This window comes from Nocardioides malaquae (genome assembly GCF_015070385.1).
Taxonomy (GTDB): Bacteria; Actinomycetota; Actinomycetes; order Propionibacteriales; family Nocardioidaceae; genus Nocardioides; species Nocardioides malaquae.
In genome coordinates, this window is record NZ_JADCSA010000015.1 from 1 (window position 1) to 20,442 (window position 20,442).

Genomic DNA, 20,442 nt, shown 5'->3' on the forward strand with positions numbered 1-20,442 from the left:
GGTCGGGGTCGATCAGTCTGGTCTTGATGGCCCATCCGAGGAATCGGCTGGCGATCCCGCGTGTGGTGGTTCCGCCGGCCTGCCAGGCGTCGAGGTCGCCTTGGGTGAGGTCTTCGAGGCGGACTCCGCGTGCACGGAGCCAGGTCACGAAGTCGATGGCGACGGTGACGGTTTGCTTGGACCGGAGGAAGGTGCCGCGGCTGGTGCCGTCGGCCTCGTTCATCCGGCGCAGGATGTGCCAGCGGATGAAGCGGGTGATGACCTCACGGTCGTCTGGGTGGGCGAGTCGTTCGATGGCACCGGGAGCCCAGTCGTTGAAGCGGTCAAGGTAGAGGTCCTTGCGGGGGAGCGCACCGTGTTCGACCAGGAGCCCGCGAACGTAGTCGCGCGTCCGGGAGGGCGGCAGCGAGTCCAGCAGCTCGTGGGTGACGTTGCGGTGGCCGCGGACCTGTTCGAAGAACGCGCGCACGTGGGTTTGCTTGATCCAGGTCAGGCCGCTGTTGGCTCGCTTCATGTTCTTCATGGCTTCGCTGATGGCGACGAGCTCGGGTGCGGTCTGCCCGGTGACCGGGTCGGCCAGCATCGAGTCCACAACGAGGTTCAGCTCGCAGTGCATGCAGCGTCCACCGCGATAGAGCTCGGCTTCGGCGCCACACGCGACACAGTCGATGTTGAGGGTGACACCTGAGCAGGTCCGGCAGGTGGGCCTGCCGTCAGTCCGTCCGGGGAGAACACCCTCGTGGCCGCAAGCGCATCGGCCGCGGTGGCGCTTGGCGGCCTGGTAGCAGTAGCCACAGATCCGCCCATCGGGCCACCATGCGGAGGTCGGGTGGTGCTCGTTGCAGCGCGCGCACGGATCCGGCCAGGCGGCTGGGTCGCCTGGCTTCCTGGGACGCGCCATCAGTCGTCGGACTCGTCAGGAACGACGCGGACCCGTCGGGCGACGGGACTACCGGGCTTGATGCCGAGGTCCTCGGGCCGCTTGGGAGCGTTGGCCGTGGCAGCGGCGCGCATTTCGACGTAGGGCTCGAAGAGGTCGTTCGGGGTGCAGTCGAAGATGTCACATAGGGCTGCGAAGGTGCGTGCGGGAATCCGGTCGGGAGCCTGGGTGACGAGTCGATGCACCTGGGCGTTGGACAGGTTCACGCCACGCGACTTGAGTAGCGGGATGAGCTCGGTGGTCTTCCAGAGGTTGTGCTCGGCCATCACCTGGCGCAGACGCCAGTGGTAGCCGACGCGTCGTTGCTCAGCCATCGTGACCACCATCCTGGTTGTCGAGTCGTAGGCGCCGGTTGATCATCTGCTGGATCGTCTTCTGTTTGAAGTCCGAGGACACCGATGTGTACAGCGACGTGGTCGAGGCGTGTTGGTGCCCGACCTGCTGCTGGACGAAGAACGGGTCGTAGTCGGCTTCGATCAGGTGCGTCACGTAGGAGTGGCGCAGACAGTGCAGCGTGAGCTCCTGCGGAAGGCCGGCTTGCTCGCGTGCGCGGGCGAAGGCGCGTTCGAAGGTTCGCAGGCTCGCGGCGCCGGCCCGTTCCGAGGGCCAGAGACACCGGGACCGGTCGGCGGTCGGGAAGAGCGCGCGGCCGGCCGGGGAGAGCCAATGCTGGAGAAGGTCGACCACCCAGTCGAACTCCGGTGTGGTGAGAACGGTGCGCCGTCGTGGCCCGGAGCCCCGCATGCCCTTGGCCCAGCGCACCTGCACGGCCCCGAAGTTCCGGTACGCCGGGACCTTTGGGTTGGGGCCGAAGTCGACGTACTCCAACTTGGTCAGTTCGCGTCGTCGGAGCCCGTATGCGTAGGCGACCTTCAGCGCGGTCGAGTCACGCAGCGCCGGCAGCCACCGTTTGGTGCCCTTGGCGTACTCGGCGTCGACGAAGTCATCGGCGGCGTCGAACAGGCTCTGCATCTCGGGGCGGGTCAGGGCCCGTCGCCCGGTGGGCACGTCGTCGTCGGTGCTGTGACGTGGACTGTTCCAGTCGAAGACGATCTGCGCCGGGATGTCATCGAACACTCGGTCGCAGAACGCCACCCAGCCGTACCGGGTATCGCTGACATAACGCGTGAACGCACGGATCGCCGTGGTGTAGGAACGCAGCGTCGAGACCTTCAGCGGCGGCTCACCGGTGCGTAGGTCGGCGAGGAACTCCTCGAAGTGATGAGCCAGCCAGGTCCACGGGTACTCGTTGGTGTGCTCCTGGAATCGCGTCACAATCCGGGACGAGGTCTTGATGTGGGCCGTCGTCAGGCCGCGTGCCAGCTGCTGCGCACGCCAGCCATCCAGCATCGCTTCGAACACACGGTCATCAGCCCGCAGCAGCCCGATCGAGTCGTCAACCAGATAGTCGGGGATCCGTCCCGGCACAAGCTCCATGTTGCAGACCGTACGCGAGAAACTCGCATTAAACGAGAGGCAACCCTGTTGAGCAGGCGTTATGCGGCTACTCAAGCGCACATCCGAGCCTGGCCCGAGTAGAGCAATCCACGCCGCGGCCTGCGGAAACACCGCAATGCGGGTGCGCGACGAGCTCTCTCATCTGTTTGAACTCGTCGTACTTTTGCTCCGATAATCTACATTATGTCAGTTACTAGTCTGCGTATTGCATCGGATGAATCAATCGCGGGCGGCTATCCCGCTGCCCCGCTGGCAGGACTGAACCCAGCTCTGACCCGCGGAAACGCAGCACCGAACGTCGTCGTAACGGCGTCAAACCGTGCGTGGCGGCGGAACGATCAGGCGTTGCGCGGCCACCGCGACACGCCCTTGACCTGCGTAAACACAGATGGCGTCTCATCGGATGCATCATGGAATCACTGGATGAAACCAGATTCTCGGGAGGATCCGATGCAGGTTGATGGCTCCGGACGGGTCCGCCTGGTCGAGTCGGTGCCGGTCCTCCGGCCCGACGAGCAGGTGCTCCAGAAGATGCTCGAGGGCTGGCGAAACCAGCAGCTGTCACGCAACCTGCAGTTCGCGACCATCGACCAGCGGCTACGGGTGGTGGAGCGCTTCATCAGCCACGTCAACGAAGACCCGTGGAACTGGACGCCCGCGCTCGTCGAGGAGTTCTCGGCGGACCTACGCACCCAGAAGCACGTTGCCCACTCGACGCTGCGCGGCTATCACTCCGCGTTGCGTGCCTTCACCAGCTACATCAGCAATTCCGACTACGGGTTCGACGTCGTGTGCGAGCGGTTCTTCGGCACCCACCCGGCGCAGGTGTTCTTCGACTGGAACACCGCTCCCCACGTCCAGGAGTACGACGGACGCCCGAAGAAGCGTCCGTACACCCGTGAGGAGATCAGTCAACTCTTCGACCACGCCGACGACGAGGTTGAACGGATCGGCAAGTCGGGCCGCAAGGGCTGGCAGGCCGCGTACCGGGACGCGGTCATGATGAAGATCGCGTACGGCTACGGGCTCCGGTTCAACGAGTTGAGGCACCTACAAACGGTCGACTTCGCCCGCAACCCACACGCCCGAGAGTTCGGCGCGTTCGGCGTCTGCAAGGTTCGCTACGGCAAGGCGAAGCGGTCCTCGCCGCACAAGCCGCGGAGCGTTCTCACTGTCTGGCGGTGGACGCCCGGCATCATCGAGGACTGGCTCGCCAACGGCCGCGGTGATCCGGGCACCCTGGACCTCTTCCCTAGCGAACGCGGCGGACTGGTCGTCGAGTCGACTCTGATCCGACGGGTCCGGCGCTACTGCGAGGAGTTGGGATTCTCCGATGGGCTCGATCTCCACTCGTTCCGTCGTTCGTACGCCACTCACCTGCTCGAAGCTGGATGGGACCCGCGGTTCGTGCAGGACCAGATGGGCCATGAGCACGGGGCGACAACCGGCATCTATCACTTCGTGTCCGACGAGTTCAGGCGCTCCACGCTCAGGAGCGCCTTGGACCGTACGGTGAAGGAAGCCATGGCCCGCAAGACCGAGGACGGAACATCATGAAGCGCAAGGTCGACTACACGTGGCGCCTGGCCGAGCTGATGGCCGCCCGGGGCCTGCACAACACCACGGATCTCATTCCCCTGCTGGCCGAGCGCGACATCAATCTGTCTCGACCGCAGGTGTACCGGCTGGTGAACCAGCGGCCGGAGCGCGTCTCCCTGATGTTGATCGCGGCGCTGTGCGACATCTTCGAGTGCGAGTCGACGGACCTGTTCACGACGACGGCGACGGATGTACGCGTGCGCAAGACGGGCACCGCTTCCCCGCCGAACGTCGTCTCGCTCGACCGCAGCGTGCGGCCGCGGCGCGCAAACATCCTCGACGAGTAGCGCCAGGAGCATCGATGGATCCGAAGCCGACGGGCCTCTCCCCTCGCTCGACCGTCCAAGGCCGTCCGCGCGCGACGAGCACTCGCGACGATCCGTGTGCTCGCTGCGGCCGGAACATCCCCAGACTCGCAGCCAACTGGCCAGAAGGCCGACTCTGCAACATCTGCTACTACGACGCCGTGCACACCCGCGGAACCTGCCCAGAGTGCCTCCAGGATCGGCTCCTGCCGGGCCTGCGCGCCACCGATCGCCAGCCGATCTGCTCGACATGCGCTGAGATCCCCGTCGACTTCCACTGCGAGCGCTGCGACGTCGAAGCAGCGCGACATCGCGGACGGCTCTGCGTCCGCTGCGCACTCCGCGACGACCTCCACGGGCTGCTCGGTGGCGTGCCAAGCGATCCCGCACTGCTCGGCCTGGTCGATGCTCTCTGCGCGTCGGACAGGCCCGAGTCGATCCTCGTTTGGAAGCGGTCGGCCAAGGTCCAGGAGCTGCTTCGCGGGCTCGGTAACGGCGCCATCGCCGCGTCGCACGAGGGTCTCGACTCCGTGCCCGGCAAGCCCGCCGAGCATCTCCGGGCACTGATGCAGCACCACGGCCTACTCCCCCCTCGCGACCCCTACCTGCCGCGCTTCGAGAACTGGATCGAAGCCAAGCTCGACGGACTCCCCGACGAGGTACGGCAGCCGGTTCAGCACTTCGCCACGTGGCACCACCTGCGGCGCATCCGCGCCAAGGCCGGGGCTGGCGCACCCACTCGCGCGCCAATCCACTCCGCGAAGCAGGAGATCACCGAAACAGTGAAGTTCCTCGTGTGGCTCCACGAGACGTATCAGCGCACCGCGGCCACCTGCACTCAGCAGGACGTCGACGAGTGGCTCGCCGCCGGACCGACGACGCGCAGTGCGATCAGAACGTTCTTCGTGGTCGCGAAGCAGGCGCGTCTCAACACGGCGGTGACTGTTCAGCACCGATCCGCGAAGAGCAGCCCATCTCTCAGTCAGGATCAACGGCTCGCCTGGATCCACGAGCTCCTCACGGGCACCAGCGAGTCACTCCCCTACCGCGTCGCCGGGATGCTCCTGTTGCTCTACGCCCAGCCGCTGGTCAAGGTCGTCACCTTTCCGACCAGCATCGTCGACGACGCCGACTCTGGGATGAGCATCGTTCTCGGCACGCATCCGACCGATGTTCCCGAGCCGTTCGCCTCGCTCATCAGGGAGCACCTTGCCGCACGGCCGAACCTACGCACGGGCGCCGGATCCGACAGCCCGTGGCTTTTTCCAAGCACGCTGGCGGGGCGGCATCTGCATCCCAACACCGTCATGGACCGGCTCCGCGACCTGGGCGTCAACCTCCTCGGTGCCCGCAACCGTGCCATCGGTGAGCTCGTCCTTGAATGCCCGCCCTCCCTGGTGGCAGAGGCGCTCGGTTACAGCGCCCAGGTCGCGTTCCTCCACGCCGACAAGGCGGGCGAGCCGTGGGCCCGGTACGCCGGCCGATCCATTAAGACCTAGTCTTCCCTACGCCGGACACCCCGCGGCGAATGGAGAGACATGTCCAATCTCGGTAGTGATCGTCTCGATCTCCGAAAGCGCGACTTAACGACCTCTGACGGCAAGATCCTTCGCGAGGCTACTCTAGCCAATCTAAATTGGGCTGAGCCACGTTTTACCGTTTCTGACGTCACCTCGAATCCCGAGTTCTCCCATTACGTGAACCTCGACCCTTCTCGCGGTGACTTCGGGGTCGTGGCGGTTGACGAAGATAACCAATGGGTGGGCGTCGCCTGGGTGCTTTTCCTGCCATTAGACGATCCGGGTTACGGATTCGTCGACGCTGACACCGGAGAGGTCAGCGTGAGCGTTATAAAGCATGCACGGCGCCGTGGTCTGGGTCGCGATCTGATGGTTCGCGCGATCGAGATGGCTCGTGATCGAGGACATCGTCGGCTTAGCCTCAGTGTTGAGTCGGACAACCCCGCCCTGGCGCTCTATCGCGACCTTGGGTTCGTCGATGTCGACCCGGATCGGCTGCCTGGAACCATGCTGCTGACCTGGTGAAGAAGACGAGGAACCAAACATATGTATGACTCATTGGTTGAGCTTGACAACGCTCTCGGTAAAACTATTCGAATTACGATAGACGAGCCAACGAACGGGAGTTCGCGCGGCTCTGTGGTGCTGGCGCCTCCTTTCGGCGCGACGGCTCACAGCATGTTCCCGTTTGCCTACGCTTTAGCCACGAACGGTTGTCGGGTCGCCCGAATCGATTTTACGGATCACGTAGGTCTGAGCGATGGAGAAGTCGCGGATGCTGCTTTGCCGACTATGCTGGACGATCTTCGGCTCACCCTCGATGCTTTCCCCGATGCCCGAGCTGGAACAGCGAGCCGTGACCACGTGGCGATGGTGGTCGACCGACGACCTCACAAGCGCGGAGGTACAGGTCTTCCCCGACAACCTGGTCGATCTCGTCCGACAGGCGTCTGAGCTCGTTCGCACTGAGGCGGCCAACCCGCCTGGCGAGCTGTAGTCGGGTCAGGCGGCAGGGTCGTTGAGGCGCAAGATCTGAAGGCGCTCGTCGGAGGTGAGGTCCGACTCCGCGAGGACCTTCTGGAGAACCGCAGACTTTCGGGCGATGTAGGTATCGATGTCCATGCCGGGCTCCGCTGCAAGCGCCAGCTTCACGGCCCCGTACTCGTCACGCAGATCTTCCCGCACACGAAGAACGTCGCGAACCGCGAGGTGGTTGCGGACGTTCAACGTGCCCGCCCGGCAGACATAGACGTTCCGCCGCGGGTTCGCATCGGGAGCATGGAAGGCCTCCCGATCGACAACTCCCAGATCGCCGCGGTGAACGTACCCGGCCGAACCCAGGGCGGCGACCGCTGCCGACATCTCCGCTCCGTCGACGATGACGTCGATATCGAGGATGGGCTTGGCCGCCAGTCCTGGCACTGAGGTTGAGCCCACGTGCTCGACTCGCGCGGTCGCCAGTCCAGCGAGAGCCTGCTTCAGGTCGCTTGCGACCAGCGCAAACTGCGCAGGCCACGATGGCGAGTACGGAACCACTTCGATAGGCACTGGGCGATGCTAGCCGCCGGTCTCACCGGGTCTCATCCCCGCCGAATACGCCCGGACTTGATACGCAGCCTGTCCACTACTGTAGATCCGGGTTCCGAGCGAGGGCCCCTCGATCGGACTCCGATCCGTTGCGTCACCATGACTCCATGAGCACCCCGCCGCCCCGTGCCGAGCTCCGACGAGAACTCCGCACGGGCGACGCGATCTTCATCGGACTCGGTTCCATGGTGGGCGCCGGCGTCTTCTCCGCCTTCACGCCGGCGGCCGTGGCCGCCGGCTCGGGGCTGCTCGTCGGCCTGGCCCTGGCCGCGGTCGTCGCCTACTGCAACGCGACGGCATCGGCCCAGCTGGCCGCCCAGTACCCGACCTCCGGCGGCACCTACGTCTACGGCCGTGAGCAGCTCGGCGCTTGGTGGGGGTTCCTGGCTGGCTGGGGATTCGTGGTGGGCAAGACGGCCAGTTGCGCCGCCATGGCGCTCACCTTTGCCGCGTACGTTGCTCCGTCCGGTTGGGAGCGTCCCGTCGCATTGGCCGCCGTGGTGGCGCTCGCCTCGGCGAACTACCGCGGTGTCACCCGCACCGCACGCCTCACCCGGGTCATCGTCGTGATCGTCCTGACGGCCCTCTCCCTCGCCCTGGTCGCCAGCCTCGTCGCCGGTGAGCCGGAGCTCAGCCGCAGCGTTCCCGACCTGTCATCGGGCACCGACTGGTACGGCGTGCTGCAGTCTGCCGGTCTGCTCTTCTTCGCCTTCGCAGGCTACGCCCGGATCGCCACCCTGGGCGAGGAGGTCCGTGACCCGGAGCGGACCATCCCCCGGGCCATCCAGACGGCACTGCTGCTGGCCGTGCTCGTCTACGGCGCGGTGGCCGTGACGCTGCTCGCAACCCTGGACGCCTCCGGTGTCGCCGCCTCCGCCACCCCCGTGGCGTCAGCGGTGGACGCCTCATCCTGGGCCTGGGTCGACCCGGTGGTCCGGCTCGGGGCTGCCGCCGCCTCGTTGGGAGCTTTGCTCGCGCTGATGGCCGGGATCGGACGTACGACCTTGGCGATGGCGCGGCACCACGACCTCCCCCACTGGCTCGCCGCGGTCCACCCCCGCCACCAGGTCCCCCACCACGCCGAGATCGCGCTCGCGGTCGTCGTCAGCCTCCTGGTGATGACCCTGGACCTGCGCGACGTCATCGGATTCTCCTCGTTCGGCGTGCTGCTCTACTACTTCGTCGCCAACGTGTCCGCCTTCACGCAGGAACCCGATCGACGACGGTTTCCCCGGGCGTTGCAGGTGGCAGGTGCCGTCGGCTGCGCGGTGCTGGTGGCCACCCTGCCGGCAACCTCGGTGGTCGCGGGCGTGGCGGTCCTGGCCGTCGGGGTGATCTACCGGCTCAGCCGGCGCTCGCGAGGGAGAGCTTCACGGCGAACCCCATGAAGAGGGCACCCGCAGCGGTCGAGGCTCCAGCCGTGAGCGCCTGCCGTCGACGCGCCACCGCGGACAGGTGCGCTCCGGCCAGCACGAGCACCGACAGGTAGCAGAAGCTCGTGAGCGTGACCATCGATCCCAGCACGAGGAAGGACGCCCAGGGGTGGGCGTAGGTCGGGTCGACGAACTGCACGAAGAACGAGACGAAGAAGAGGATCGCCTTCGGGTTGAGCAGGCTGACGACCAGGGCCCGACGGTAGGCCGCCGCAGGGGTGACCGCGGTTCCACCGACTCGCTCGATCTCGTCGACGAGCTCCGACGCGCCTCTCCCCCGGTGGCGGCGCCACGCGCCGATCCCCGAGAGCAGCAGCCCGAAGCCCAGCCACCCGAGGTAGCCGGCTCCCAGGAACTTGATGACGGTGAAGAGCAGCGGATGCGCCTGCAGCACCGAGGCGACGCCCGCCACGGCGAGGATCATCAACACCGCGTCGCCGGTCCAGACGCCCGCTGATGCAGCGTAGGCCGGACGCGCACCCGAACGGCTGGCCGTCGCGAGCACGTACAGGGAGTTGGGCCCCGGCAACAGGATCATGACGACGAGACCAGCCACGAAGGTGGGGAGATCGACGACACCTAGCACGCCGTCGATTGTGACACGGATTCCCCTACCATCTGGCCATGACGTCTCGCCTTCCTCGCCGTGCCGCTGCGGCATCGTCCCTGCTCGTCGCCGCCCTCCTTGCCGGTTGTGGCAACGACGACTCGACGGCGTCCGGAACGTGCGACTACCCCGATGCAGGCGCCGCGGCCAAGGAGGTGGACAAGCCTCCGGCTTCACCCGACCAGGACGGACCGCTGGACGCTGTCCTGCGACTGGGCCAGGGCGACCTGACGATGACGCTCACCCCCGACGAGGCCCCGTGCACGGTCAACAGCTTCGTGTCCCTGGTGGAGCAGGGATGGTACGACTCCACCGAGTGCCACCGGTTGACGACCGAGGGCATCTTCGTGCTGCAGTGCGGAGACCCCACGGCGACAGGGACCGGCGGCCCCGGCTACACCATCCCGGACGAGGTCGACGGCAGTGAGACCTACCCGGCCGGCACGGTCGCCATGGCCAGGACCAGCGCCCCCGACAGCGGCGGGAGCCAGTTCTTCCTCGTCTACGAGGAGAGCCAGCTGTCGGCCGACTACACCGTCTTCGGCTCGTTCGGGGACGACGGGGTCGAGCTGCTGCGACAGATCGCGCGCGGCGGCACCGCCGACGGCACGACCAGCGGACCGCCGGCGACCCCGGCCGAGATTGAGACGATCACCCTCGAACGGGAGTGACCCCTCAGGTTGCGGTACGGAACTCGATCGGCTCCCCGATCTGGACGGTGCGGCTCACCGAGCAGAGGCGGTCACGGCTCTGCTCGAGCGAGCGCTGGATCACCGAACGGGCAGCGTCGCCCTCCTCGCCCGGAGGGAACTCCAGGTCGAAGGTCAGGCGCAGGCCGGTCATGTGGTTGCCCTGCTCGTCGCGGACCTTGTCGCCCTCGCTGACCACCTCGAACTTCGTCGCGGCCGCGCGCTTGCCGGTGATCAGGTCCACGTCGATGGCGCTGCATCCCGCGATGGCGGCGAGCAGGAGCTCGACCGGTGAGAAGTCGGGATCCTCTCCCCCGGTGCCGAAGTAGGTCTCTCCCCCACGGCCGTTGGTGGCCTTGAAGCGGCCGTGGCCGATCTTGCTCACCGTCACGGCGCGGTGGTTCTCGGCGGGAGCGGGCGTGGCGGGTGCAGGCACGTCGGTCATGGCCCGATCATAGAGAACCGCCCCGTTGGCCGGGCCGTCAGTCCGACGGCACCGCACAGGCCGGCAGGTCGAACCACCGCAGGTGCTCGAAGTCGGCGGAGAGGTCGCCGGGATGGCTGTCCAGCGACGGCGGGTCGGCGGCCGCCAGGATCTCGGTGGCCTCGCTCAGGTGCTGGGCCAGCAGCTCCTCCCCTCCCCTGGCCTGCGAGGTCGGGAACCGCGGGACCCCGTCGGCGTACGTGACGGCGCGCAGGCTCAACGGCGGCTCGACCACCCCGGCCCGATGACGCCACAGGCCGGTGGCCGGGTCGAAGAGGTAGTCCCCCAGCAGGCGCCATCCCTCCCGGGCGACCAGCCGGACAGCCTCGACGAGGTAGTCGGCCACCGCGTCGGAGATGAAGTAGTTGAAGTTGACGCGCACCCAGCCGGGCTTGATGCCCTCGCATCCCCCGCTGATCTCGCGGTCGAACTCCGCCGACCGTTCCAGGTCGATGCCCAGCAACCGGTGGCCGTAGGGACCGGCGCACGAGCACCCGCCTCGCGCCTGGATGCCGAAGAGGTCGTTGAGCAGGGCGACGACGTAGTTGTGGTGCAGGTGCCGCCCAGACGGGGAGCGCACGACGAAGGAGACGATGGAGAGGCGTTCGGCCTCCAGGTTGCCGAGCAGCTCGACCGCCGGCTCACTCCCCCACGCCTCGACCGCCCGACGCAGCAGGCGCTCCTCCTCGGCACGGATCGTCTCGACTCCGACGGCCTCCTTGAGCTGGAAGACCAGGCCGGCCCGGATCGACTCGATGATCGCCGGAGTGCCGCCCTCCTCGCGCACCTCCGGATCGCCGACGTAGCGGTGGTCGTCGGAGTTGACGTAGGAGACCGTCCCGCCACCGGGCACGTCGGGCACCCGGTTGCCGAAGAGCTCCCGGCGCGCCACCAGCAGTCCGGGCGTCGAGGGGCCACCGATGAACTTGTGCGGACTGATGAAGAGCGCGTCCTTGTGCGACCCCGGCCGCTGGAGGTCGCCGTTGAAGTCGATCGCGACGTAGGGCGCGGCTGCAGCGAAGTCCCAGAAGCTCAGGGCCCCGTGGGCGTGGAGCAGCTCAGCGATGCCGTGGGTGTCGGAGACGATGCCCGTCACGTTGGAGGCGGCCGAGAACGACCCGATCTTCAGCTCCCGGTCAGCGTGACGCTCCAGCTCCCGGCGGAGCACCGCCTGGTCGATGCGCCCGTCGGGGTCCTCGGGAATCGTGACCACGTCGGCGATCGACTCACGCCAGGGCAGTTCGTTGGAGTGATGCTCGTAGGGTCCGATGAAGACCACCGGACGCTCCGAGGCGGGGATCTGACGGCCGAAGCCGTAGCGGTCCTCGAGGGCCGACGGCAGTCGCAGTCCCATGACGCCGATGATCTTCGCGATCGCCGCGGTGCTGCCGGAACCGGTGAAGAGCACGACGGAGTCGTCGCCACCGCCCACGCACCCTCGGATGATCTCGCGCGCCTCCTCCCGCAACCGGGTGGTCTGCAACCCGGTGCCGGACGACTCGGTGTGGGTGTTGGCGTAGGAGACGAGCACCTCGCGGCGCAGGAACTCCTCGAGGAAGTCCAGCGCCCTGCCCGAGGCCGTGTAGTCGGCGTAGGTCACCCGTCGACGTCCGTAGGGCGTGGTCATGACGTGGTCGTCACCGACGACCGCGTCGCGCACCGTACGCAGGAGTGCCCCGGCACCGGGCTCCTCGCGGAGTCCGGTGCCGGGGCGGGTGAGGTCCTGGGGGGTCATGCCCCCATCATCACCGGATGACCACGCGGATGCGCTGCTGACCCACCACGATCGAGGGGGCAGCCGGCGTCACGGCCTCCGGCACGGCGCGGTCGTCGTCACCGCGGCCCAGGACGAGCACGGCCTGGTCATTGCGGGCGCTCTTGGCGACGTACTCCTTCAGCGCTGCGACGGAGTCGTTGGACCAGTCGCCGTAGTGGCGACGGCCGCCTCGCACCCACGCCGGCGTCGACGTGCCCTTGAACCGCCTCGGCACGACGAGCGACACCTTGCGACGCACGGTCTGCTTCGCGTTCTTCAGCACGACGCGCAGGACCATCTTCTTGCCGGCCTTGGCCACGACGGGCCCGCGGACCTTGACCCACTTGCCCTTGGCGCGCTGCTCCACACCGGCGACCCGCAGGCGAGCGGTGCTCTGGGAGAGCGTGATGTCGGACTCCACGGAGTCGACCTCCACCCCGGAGAGCCGCTGCAGCTGCCAGAGCAGGTCCGGCGCCTCGCCCACGGCCTCGCTGGCCAGGTCCCATCCCGCCGGGTGGCGGTCGGTGCGCTCGAGGGTGAAGGGAGCCCCCTTCTCGTCGGTGCCGGTGATCGTCCAGCTGACGAGCCCGTTGCCCTTGGCCCAACCGTCGACCGCCCGGTCGTTGGTGGTGGCGTTGTGCATCCACACGACCTCAGGTGCATACAAGGGCACCGTGACGGTGGACGTCCCGCTGAAGCTCCGGTTGCCGTAGCGGCTGGTCGAGCTGATCGTGGTGCCGTCGGGCACAGGCCCGAGGACGCCCGAGATGCCGGCGAGCCGGTCGTTGTCGATCACACCCACGGGGGCCCCGAGGTTGGCCACCTTGAACGGGGTGTTGGCCGAGTCCTCCTGCACGTAGACCGCCTCGGCCGGGTGCAACGCGGCCGAGGTCTGGCCCATGTAGGCGAGCGGGTGGCCGAATCCGACGACCGAGCCCTGGCAGACGGAGGTGACGGTGCCGACGCCGGAGTAGGTCACGGTGCCGGAGGAGACCGAGGCGCCCAGGTTGCCGCCGGCAACGATGGCCTCGCGGCCGACGCTGCCCACCGCTGCCCCGGCAGAGCGCGGGCTGCGGATCCACGGCCGGTCGGCGACCTTGGCGATGCGCGCGGGGTCGATGCCGGTGGCGCTCATCGGGACCTGGAGGCGCGTCATGCCGCGCGCGGCCTGGTCCTTCGACACGCCCGCGGCTCCGGCGACCGTGCCCGCCAGCGAACCGCGCAGGGAGACGTTCGAGCGAGCGGACTGACCCCGGTGCAGGTCGTCCATGTGCTCGTAGGGAGTGATGCCTGCGACCTTGCTGGGTCCCCACGAGAGCCCGTAGGAGACAGCGCCGATGAGGCGGCCGTCGGCTGCATGGACCGGCGAGCCGGACATGCCGGCCCAGATGCCGCCCGCAGCGTCGATGTCGGGCGAGCTGAGGTCGGCGATGATCATGTCGACACCGGCCGCGATGCCATCCTTCACCACGCCCAGAACCTCCCCGGTGAAGGAAGCGGGCGTCGTCCCCCGCGCCACCGTCAAGCCGGTGACGCTGTCTCCCGACGCGAGGGCCGCCGCCGGGAAGGCGACCGGGCACTCACCTGCCGGGGCTGCCGGGGCAGCCGACACGGCTGCCTGGTTCAAGGCAGTGACGCCGGCCAGGCCGCTGGCCAGCAGACCGGCGCCCACGAGTGCGGCCAGTGGCCGCTTCCGCCGATGCAAGTTGTTCATTCGTTCCCCCAAGGGTCAAGCGCACTGTGCGCCCGCTCAACCTAGGCCCAATCGGTGGCAATGACGAGGGTCGAACCGCCGTTCTCCTACGAGGAACCCCGGATTTGAGTACGCCTACTCTGAGGGAATGACCTCCGGCAGCCCCCACCCGACCCTCAGCCTCCGGCGCGACGAGGCCCAGGCGCGACGCGACGTGCTCAGCGTGGACCACTACGACGTCAGCCTGGACCTCACCGGAGAGCGGACGTTCGACTCCCGCACGGTCATCGACCTGACCAGTCGCGGGGGCGCCACGTTCCTGGACCTGAAACCCGCTGCCGTGACGAAGATCCTCCTCGACGGCACGGCGCTGGACGTCGACCTGCTCGACCGCGGGCGACTCCCGTTGGACCTCCCACCGGGCGCCCACCGGATCGAGGTCGAGGCCACGATGCCCTTCCGCAGCGACGGCGAGGGGCTGCACCTCCACGTCGACCCCGCCGACGGGCGTCGTTACGTCTACGGCATGTCCTTCATGGACGCCGCCCCGACGATCTTCGCCTGCTTCGACCAGCCGGACCTCAAGGCGCCCTACACGTTCCACGTCCGGGCCCCTCACGACTGGACGGTGGTGGGCAACGCACCAGGCGACCAGGTGGAGCCGGGTCGGTGGGAGTTCGCCACCACTCCCCCGCTGTCGACCTACTTCGTCACACTGGTGGCTGGCCCCTACCACCTGCTGCGCGACAGTCACGACGGCATTGCCCTGGGCCTGAGCGCCCGACAGAGCCTGGCCGGTGCGCTCGAGGCCGACGCCGAGGAGCTCTTCGGCCTGACGAAGTCGTGCTTCGACGAGTTCCACCGCCTCTTCGGGATCCGCTACGCCTTCGGCGCCTACCACCAGGCGTTCGTGCCCGAGTTCAACGCCGGTGCCATGGAGAACCCGGGGTGCGTGACCTTCCGCGACCCCATGGTGTTCACCAGTCGCGTCACCCGGGCTGCCCGCATCCAGCGGGCGACCACGGTGGCCCACGAGATGGCTCACCAGTGGTTCGGCAACCTGGTCACGCCGCGATGGTGGGACGACCTGTGGCTCAACGAGTCGTTCGCCGAATACATGGGCAACCGGGTGACGGCCGAGGTCACCGACTACGACGACGCCTGGGTGCACACGGCCTGGGCGCGGCGCCAGTGGGGCCTGAGCGCCGACCAGCGGCCCAGCACCCATCCCGTCGCCGGCAACGGTGCGCTCGACGCCGCCTCCGCCCTGCAGGACTTCGACGGCATCTCCTACGCCAAGGGCTCCAGCATCCTCAAGCAGCTGAACGCCCGGATGGGCGACGAGGTCTTCCTGGCCGGCGTCGTGGACCACTTCGACCGTCATCGCTTCGGCAACGCCACCATGCACGACCTCTTCGCGTCGTGGACCCGTGCCGGCGCCGAGGGCCTGCACGACTTCACCTCCGCGTGGCTGCGCACCGCCGGGCCCGACACCGTGCGGTGGGACCGCGCCGCGGGCATCGTGCTGCGTACGCCCCCGGCCGACGACCCCGCGGACCGTACGCACGTCCTGCGCGCCGCCGTGCACCGCGGGGGACGCTGGCAGACCGAGACCCTCACCCTCGACGGGCCCGAGACCCCGTGGGGCCCTGAGGGCGACGCCGTGGTGATCGACCCGTACGAGGACACCTGGGCCGCGACGGTGCTGGACGAGGACTCACTGACCCATCTGGTCGAGCTGTTGCCCGCCGTGGAGGACCCCATGCTCCGGGCCGGGGCCTGGAACAGCGTCCGCACCGGCTGGGGCCAGGCGCGCGTGCACCCCGACGCGGTGGTCGACCTGCTGACCGCGACCCTGCCGACCGAGCCCTCCGACGAGGCCATCACGACCCTGGTGCCGTGGGCGCTCCGGTCGGTCGTGGGTGTGGCGCCCGACCCGACCGGGACCGTGGCCCGTCTGCACGCCGCGCTCACCGAGCGGACCGGCACCGCTGCGCCCGGCAGCACCCTGCAGCTGGCGGCCTTCCAGGCCTACGTGGCCACCTGCAGCGACCCCGCCACGCTGAGGACCGTCCTGCTCGGCGACCTGCCCTCCGAGCTGGAGCTCGACGCCGACCTCAGGTGGCTGACCTGGGTGAGGCTCGCCGCGTTGGGCGCGGCGACACGTGAGGAGCTGGACGCGGTCCTGGCGCACGAGCCGACCGCGAAGGCGCGGGTCGAGCACGCACGCGCGGTGGCCTCGCTCCCCCTCCCTGCGGCGAAGGAGTGGGCGTGGGAGCGCCTCACCGGGGTGGCCGAGGCGTCCAACTACGAGATCGAGGCGGCCGGTCTGGGCATGTGGCGCACCGGCCAGGAGACCTGGACCGCACCGTTCGTGCCCCGGTTCTTCGACGCCCTGGCCGGCCTGCCGTCGGTGCACTCGGGCTGGGTGCTGGGCACCGCCGTGCGCGCCTTCTTCCCCCGCACGGCGGTCGACGACACCACCCTCGAACGCGCTGAGGAACTCCTGTCCGGGGGCCTGGACCCGACGGTGCACCGCAACCTGCTGGACCTCACCCACGACCTGCGGATGCAGGTGGCGACGGCGCGCCTCGTCGAGGCTCGCCGGTGAACGACCTTCCACGCCGCCCCGGCCCGACGACGCGTCTGCGCGTGAGCGAGCACGACGACGGCCGCACCCGCCGCCGCGAGGACCGGGTGGTGACCGAGGAACCGATGGAGATCCGGCTGCGGTGGCCAGGTCATCCCGGGCAGCGCGTGTGGACGACCATGCGCACCCCCGGGCACGATTTCGAGCTCGCCACCGGATGGGCCTTCCACGAGGGGTGGATCGGCGCCTCGGCGCCCTCGCGTGTCGCCTACTGCACGGACGCCGACCTGCGGGCCGAGCAGGAGTTCAACGTCGTCACCGTCGACCTCACGTCCCCGCCCGACCGGGCGCCCGCTCCCCCGCCCACGGCGCTCTCCGCAGGTTCCTCGGCCTGTGGCGTCTGCGGCAGCGACACCATCGACGCCCTCGAACGCACGATCGCCGCCTCGCGGGGTGAGGCCTATGCCGGCCCCGACCTGGACGCGGAGGTCGTGCGCAGCCTGCCCGACCGGCTGCGGGCCGAGCAACCGCTCTTCGACCGCACGGGCGGCACCCACGCCGCTGCCCTCGTGGACCTCGCAGGCGGCGTGCAGGCCGTGCGCGAGGACGTGGGTCGCCACAACGCCGTCGACAAGGTGGCCGGCACCCGCCTGCTGGCGGGGCAGGGACCGAACGCCGCCGCCCTGGTGGTGAGCGGTCGCGCCGGCTTCGAGCTGGTGCAGAAGGCCGCGGTGAGCGGGGTGGGGGCTCTCGTCGCGGTCGGCGCACCGACCAGCCTGGCCGTGGAGCTCGCCCGGAGGTGTGGGCTGGCCCTGTGGGGCTTCACCTCCGCGGAGCGCAGCGTCCGCTACGCCTGAGGCGGCTCGGCCCCGGGTGCCGGGGTCGAGCCGCCTCACTCCGCGAACGCCTCCGGTGACGGGCAGGAGCAGACGAGGTTGCGGTCGCCGTAGGCCTGGTCGATGCGGGCCACCGCGGGCCAGTACTTGTCGACGCTGATCCCGGCCGGGAAGACAGCCTCCTCGCGGCTGTAGGGGCGCTCCCACTCCCCCACCAGGGCGCGGGTCGTGTGCGGCGCCCGGCGCAACGGGGACTCCTCGACGGCCCACTCACCGGCGGCCACGCGGTCGATCTCTGCCCGGATGGCGACCATGGCGTCGATGAAGCGCTCGATCTCGGCGAGGTCCTCCGACTCCGTGGGCTCGACCATCAGGGTGCCGGCGACCGGGAAGGACATGGTCGGCGCGTGGAAGCCGTGGTCGACCAGCCGCTTGGCCACGTCGTCGACCGTCACGCCGGTCTCCTTCGTGATCTCGCGCAGGTCGAGGATGCACTCGTGGGCGACCAGGCCGGAGTGGCCGCGGTAGAGCACCGGGAAGTGCTCCTCGAGGCGGGAGGCGATGTAGTTGGCCGAGAGCACGGCGTGGGCCGTCGCGGTGGTGAGGCCGGCGGCGCCCATCATCCGCACGTAGGCCCACGAGATGGGCAGGATGCCGGCCGAGCCGTAGGGCGCGGCGCTGATCGGTCCGACCCCCTGACGCTTCTCCTCCTCCGGGTGCGCTGCGTGCGAGGGCAGGAAGGGCGCGAGGTGCTCGCGCACCGCGACCGGCCCCACGCCGGGACCCCCACCGCCGTGCGGGATGCAGAAGGTCTTGTGCAGGTTGAGGTGCGAGACGTCGCCTCCGAACTCTCCGGGCTTGGCGAAGCCCAGGAGCGCGTTCAGGTTGGCCCCGTCGACGTAGACCTGACCGCCGTGGGCGTGCACGATCTGGCACAACTCGGTGATGGACTCCTCGTAGGCACCGTGGGTGGAGGGGTAGGTCACCATGATCGCCGCGAGGTCGTCGGCGTGCTTCTCGCACTGCGCACGCAGGTCGTCGAGGTCGACCGACCCGTCGGAGGCGGCCTTGACGACGACCACCCGCATGCCGGCCATCACCGCGGAGGCGGCGTTGGTGCCGTGCGCCGACGACGGGATCAGGCAGACGTCGCGCACGGTCTCGCCGTCGGTGTGGCGCGAGGCGTGGTAGCCGCGGATCGCCAACAGCCCGGCCAGCTCTCCCTGGGAGCCGGCGTTGGGCTGGATGGAGACACGGTCGTAGCCGGTGACCTCGGCGAGCCAACCCTCCAGGTCGGCCACGAGGCGCCGGTAGCCCAGCGCGTCGTCGGCCGGGGCGAACGGGTGGAGGTCCGCGAAGCCCGGCAGGCTGATCGGCTCCATCTCCGTGGTGGCGTTGAGCTTCATCGTGCAGGAGCCCAGCGGGATCATGCCGCGGTCGAGCGCGTAGTCGCGTCCGGCCAGACGGGTCAGGTAGCGCAGCATCTGGGTCTCGCTGTGGTGCGAGCTGAAGACTTCGTGGGTGAGGTACGCGGTCCGGCGCCGCAACGTCTCGGGCAGGGTCTCCGCGGCCGAGGCGTCCAGCCGCTCCACGTCGTCGACCTCGAGCGCGAAGGCGCGCAGGACGCTGTGGACGGTGGAGCCGGTGGTGGTCTCCGAGGTCGAGAGGCCCACGCGGTCGCCGTCGACCAGGCGCAGGTGGAGGCCGAGCGTGCGAGCGCGGGCCACCACCTCGGCGGCAGCCCCTGGCACGCGCACCACCAGGGTGTCGAAGAACTCCTCGTGCTCGAGCTCCAGACCTCCCTGACGCAGGGCGGCGGCGATCGCGCTGGCGTAGCGGTGGGTGCGCTGCGCGATGGCGCGCAGGCCCTCCGGACCGTGGTAGACCGCGTACATCGACGCCACGACCGCGAGCAGCACCTGGGCGGTGCAGATGTTGGAGGTCGCCTTGTCGCGACGGATGTGCTGCTCACGGGTCTGCAGGGCCAGGCGGTAGGCCGGACGCCCCTCCGCGTCGACGGAGACCCCCACCAGACGGCCGGGCAGGTGCCGCTCGAGTCCCTGGGCGACGGACATGTAGCCGGCGTGCGGGCCACCGTAGAAGAGCGGGACGCCGAAACGCTGGGACGAGCCGACCACGACGTCGGCGCCCAGGTGGCCGGGTGCCTCCAGGAGGGTGAGGGCCAGCAGGTCAGCCGCCACCACGCCCAGCGCGTTGCGCTCGTGGGCGGCCTCCATCAGAGGTGCCGGGTCGAGGATCCGACCCGAGGCGCCGGGGTACTGCACCAGCACGCCGCAGAGCTCCCCCTCGGGCAGGCCCTCGGTCAGGTCGGCCACCACCACGTCGATGCCCATCGCCTCGGCCCGGGTCTGCACCACGTCGATGGTCTGGGGCAGGGCGTCGGCGTCGACGACGAAGGGACCGGCCGCCTTGCGGTTGGCGCGGCGGACGAGCGTCATCGCCTCGGCCGCCGCCGTGCCCTCGTCGAGGAGCGACGCGTTGGCCGTCGGCAGACCGGTCAGGTCACCGATCATCGTCTGGAAGTTGAGCAGCGCCTCGAGGCGGCCCTGGGAGATCTCGGGCTGGTAGGGCGTGTAGGCCGTGTACCACGCCGGGTCCTCGAGCACGTTGCGGCGCACGACCGCCGGGGTCACAGTTGCGTGGTAGCCCAGACCGATCATGGCCTCACCGGGCCGGTTGGCGGCCGCCAGCGCGCGCAGCTCAGCGCTCGCGGCGGCCTCGCTGAGCGGCGAGGGCAGGTCGAGCTGGTCCAGCACCCGGATGCTGCCCGGCACGGCAGCATCCATGAGGGAGGCGACCGACTCGTGGCCCAGGTGCTCCAGCATCCGGGAGACATCGGCCGGCCGGAGCCCGAGGTGCCTCTCGGAGAACGGGAGGACGCCGTCGAGGTCGGTGAGCGTGGGGCGGTCGGGCATGCCTGGTCC

At 69.1% G+C, this 20,442-nt stretch carries 18 protein-coding genes; 9 read left to right on the top strand and 9 right to left on the bottom strand.

Translation table 11 applies throughout. From position 1 onward, the window contains the following. The 3 genes from IEQ44_RS13635 to IEQ44_RS13645 form a co-directional block, all read right to left on the bottom strand. The coding region (locus IEQ44_RS13635) for a hypothetical protein (RefSeq protein ID WP_227487488.1) at nt 1-901 on the bottom strand (901 nt) is incomplete at its 3' end. Beyond that, a complete protein-coding gene (locus IEQ44_RS13640; RefSeq protein ID WP_193639022.1) occupies nt 901-1,254 on the bottom strand; it encodes a helix-turn-helix domain-containing protein in 354 nt (117 codons plus the stop codon). The genes IEQ44_RS13635 and IEQ44_RS13640, both read right to left, overlap by 1 nt. Continuing rightward, a complete protein-coding gene (locus tag IEQ44_RS13645; RefSeq protein ID WP_319804679.1) occupies nt 1,247-2,215 on the bottom strand; it encodes a tyrosine-type recombinase/integrase in 969 nt (322 codons plus the stop codon). The genes IEQ44_RS13640 and IEQ44_RS13645 overlap by 8 nt, the downstream gene beginning before the upstream one ends. A gap of 633 nt (nt 2,216-2,848) precedes the next feature. Here IEQ44_RS13645 and IEQ44_RS13650 point away from each other — a divergent pair. The 5 genes from IEQ44_RS13650 (at nt 2,849) to IEQ44_RS13670 (ending at nt 6,819) form a co-directional block, all read left to right on the top strand. Next, nucleotides 2,849-3,955: a tyrosine-type recombinase/integrase gene (locus IEQ44_RS13650; protein ID WP_193639024.1), complete on the top strand. Its 1,107-nt coding sequence runs from the start codon at nt 2,849-2,851 to the stop codon at nt 3,953-3,955. Continuing rightward, a complete protein-coding gene (locus IEQ44_RS13655; RefSeq protein ID WP_071416681.1) occupies nt 3,952-4,284 on the top strand; it encodes a helix-turn-helix domain-containing protein in 333 nt (110 codons plus the stop codon). The genes IEQ44_RS13650 and IEQ44_RS13655 overlap by 4 nt, the downstream gene beginning before the upstream one ends. A 14-nt stretch (nt 4,285-4,298) precedes the next feature. Then, the gene (locus tag IEQ44_RS13660; RefSeq protein WP_193639025.1) at nt 4,299-5,801 is read left to right on the top strand and encodes a recombinase XerD; all 1,503 of its coding nucleotides are present in this window, start codon (nt 4,299-4,301) and stop codon (nt 5,799-5,801) included. Nucleotides 5,802-5,840: 39 nt separating this feature from the next. Further along, nucleotides 5,841-6,347, top strand: a complete 507-nt coding sequence (locus IEQ44_RS13665) for a GNAT family N-acetyltransferase (RefSeq protein WP_193639026.1) — start codon at nt 5,841-5,843, stop codon at nt 6,345-6,347. Nucleotides 6,348-6,654: 307 nt separating this feature from the next. After that, the gene (locus IEQ44_RS13670) at nt 6,655-6,819 is read left to right on the top strand and encodes an NUDIX hydrolase (protein WP_193639027.1); all 165 of its coding nucleotides are present in this window, start codon (nt 6,655-6,657) and stop codon (nt 6,817-6,819) included. 5 nt (nt 6,820-6,824) lie between these two features. Here IEQ44_RS13670 and IEQ44_RS13675 read toward each other — a convergent pair whose 3' ends face one another. Beyond that, complete coding sequence (locus IEQ44_RS13675) at nt 6,825-7,370, bottom strand: GrpB family protein (RefSeq protein WP_193639028.1); 546 nt, start codon at nt 7,368-7,370, stop codon at nt 6,825-6,827. 146 nt (nt 7,371-7,516) lie between these two features. On the opposite strand from IEQ44_RS13675, the gene IEQ44_RS13680 reads away from it, so the two are divergent. Further along, nucleotides 7,517-8,797 (top strand): APC family permease, encoded by a 1,281-nt coding sequence (locus IEQ44_RS13680; protein ID WP_193639029.1) that lies wholly within the window; start codon nt 7,517-7,519, stop codon nt 8,795-8,797. Here IEQ44_RS13680 and leuE read toward each other — a convergent pair. After that, nucleotides 8,754-9,428 carry a leucine efflux protein LeuE gene (leuE, locus tag IEQ44_RS13685; protein ID WP_193639030.1) on the bottom strand — a complete coding sequence of 225 codons (675 nt, stop codon included), beginning with the start codon at nt 9,426-9,428 and terminating at the stop codon, nt 8,754-8,756. The genes IEQ44_RS13680 and leuE overlap by 44 nt on opposite strands. A gap of 38 nt (nt 9,429-9,466) precedes the next feature. Between leuE and IEQ44_RS13690 the strand changes: the two genes are divergently transcribed. Continuing rightward, complete coding sequence (locus IEQ44_RS13690; RefSeq protein ID WP_193639031.1) at nt 9,467-10,120, top strand: peptidylprolyl isomerase; 654 nt, start codon at nt 9,467-9,469, stop codon at nt 10,118-10,120. Between the two features lie 4 nt (nt 10,121-10,124). Here IEQ44_RS13690 and IEQ44_RS13695 read toward each other — a convergent pair whose 3' ends face one another. Genes IEQ44_RS13695 through IEQ44_RS13705 form a run of 3 tightly spaced genes read right to left on the bottom strand, consistent with a single transcriptional unit; the run spans nt 10,125 to nt 14,092 of the window. Then, the gene (locus tag IEQ44_RS13695) at nt 10,125-10,583 is read right to left on the bottom strand and encodes an OsmC family protein (RefSeq protein WP_193639032.1); all 459 of its coding nucleotides are present in this window, start codon (nt 10,581-10,583) and stop codon (nt 10,125-10,127) included. Between the two features lie 37 nt (nt 10,584-10,620). Further along, nucleotides 10,621-12,357, bottom strand: a complete 1,737-nt coding sequence (locus tag IEQ44_RS13700) for an aminotransferase class V-fold PLP-dependent enzyme (protein WP_193639033.1) — start codon at nt 12,355-12,357, stop codon at nt 10,621-10,623. Nucleotides 12,358-12,367: 10 nt separating this feature from the next. Continuing rightward, on the bottom strand, nt 12,368-14,092 hold the full coding sequence (locus IEQ44_RS13705; protein ID WP_193639034.1) for a SpoIVB peptidase S55 domain-containing protein: 1,725 nt from the start codon (nt 14,090-14,092) through the stop codon (nt 12,368-12,370). Nucleotides 14,093-14,219: 127 nt separating this feature from the next. On the opposite strand from IEQ44_RS13705, the gene pepN reads away from it, so the two are divergent. Both pepN and IEQ44_RS13715 read left to right on the top strand, forming a co-directional pair. Further along, complete coding sequence (pepN, locus tag IEQ44_RS13710; protein WP_193639035.1) at nt 14,220-16,682, top strand: aminopeptidase N; 2,463 nt, start codon at nt 14,220-14,222, stop codon at nt 16,680-16,682. After that, nucleotides 16,679-17,518, top strand: coding sequence for a formate dehydrogenase accessory sulfurtransferase FdhD (locus tag IEQ44_RS13715; RefSeq protein ID WP_319804680.1), 840 nt, complete (start codon nt 16,679-16,681; stop codon nt 17,516-17,518). Before pepN ends, IEQ44_RS13715 begins: the two co-directional genes overlap by 4 nt. A gap of 35 nt (nt 17,519-17,553) precedes the next feature. Here the strand turns inward: IEQ44_RS13715 and gcvP are convergent, their stop codons facing one another. Then, nucleotides 17,554-20,433, bottom strand: a complete 2,880-nt coding sequence (gcvP, locus tag IEQ44_RS13720; protein WP_193639036.1) for an aminomethyl-transferring glycine dehydrogenase — start codon at nt 20,431-20,433, stop codon at nt 17,554-17,556. Nucleotides 20,434-20,442 lie beyond the last annotated feature (9 nt).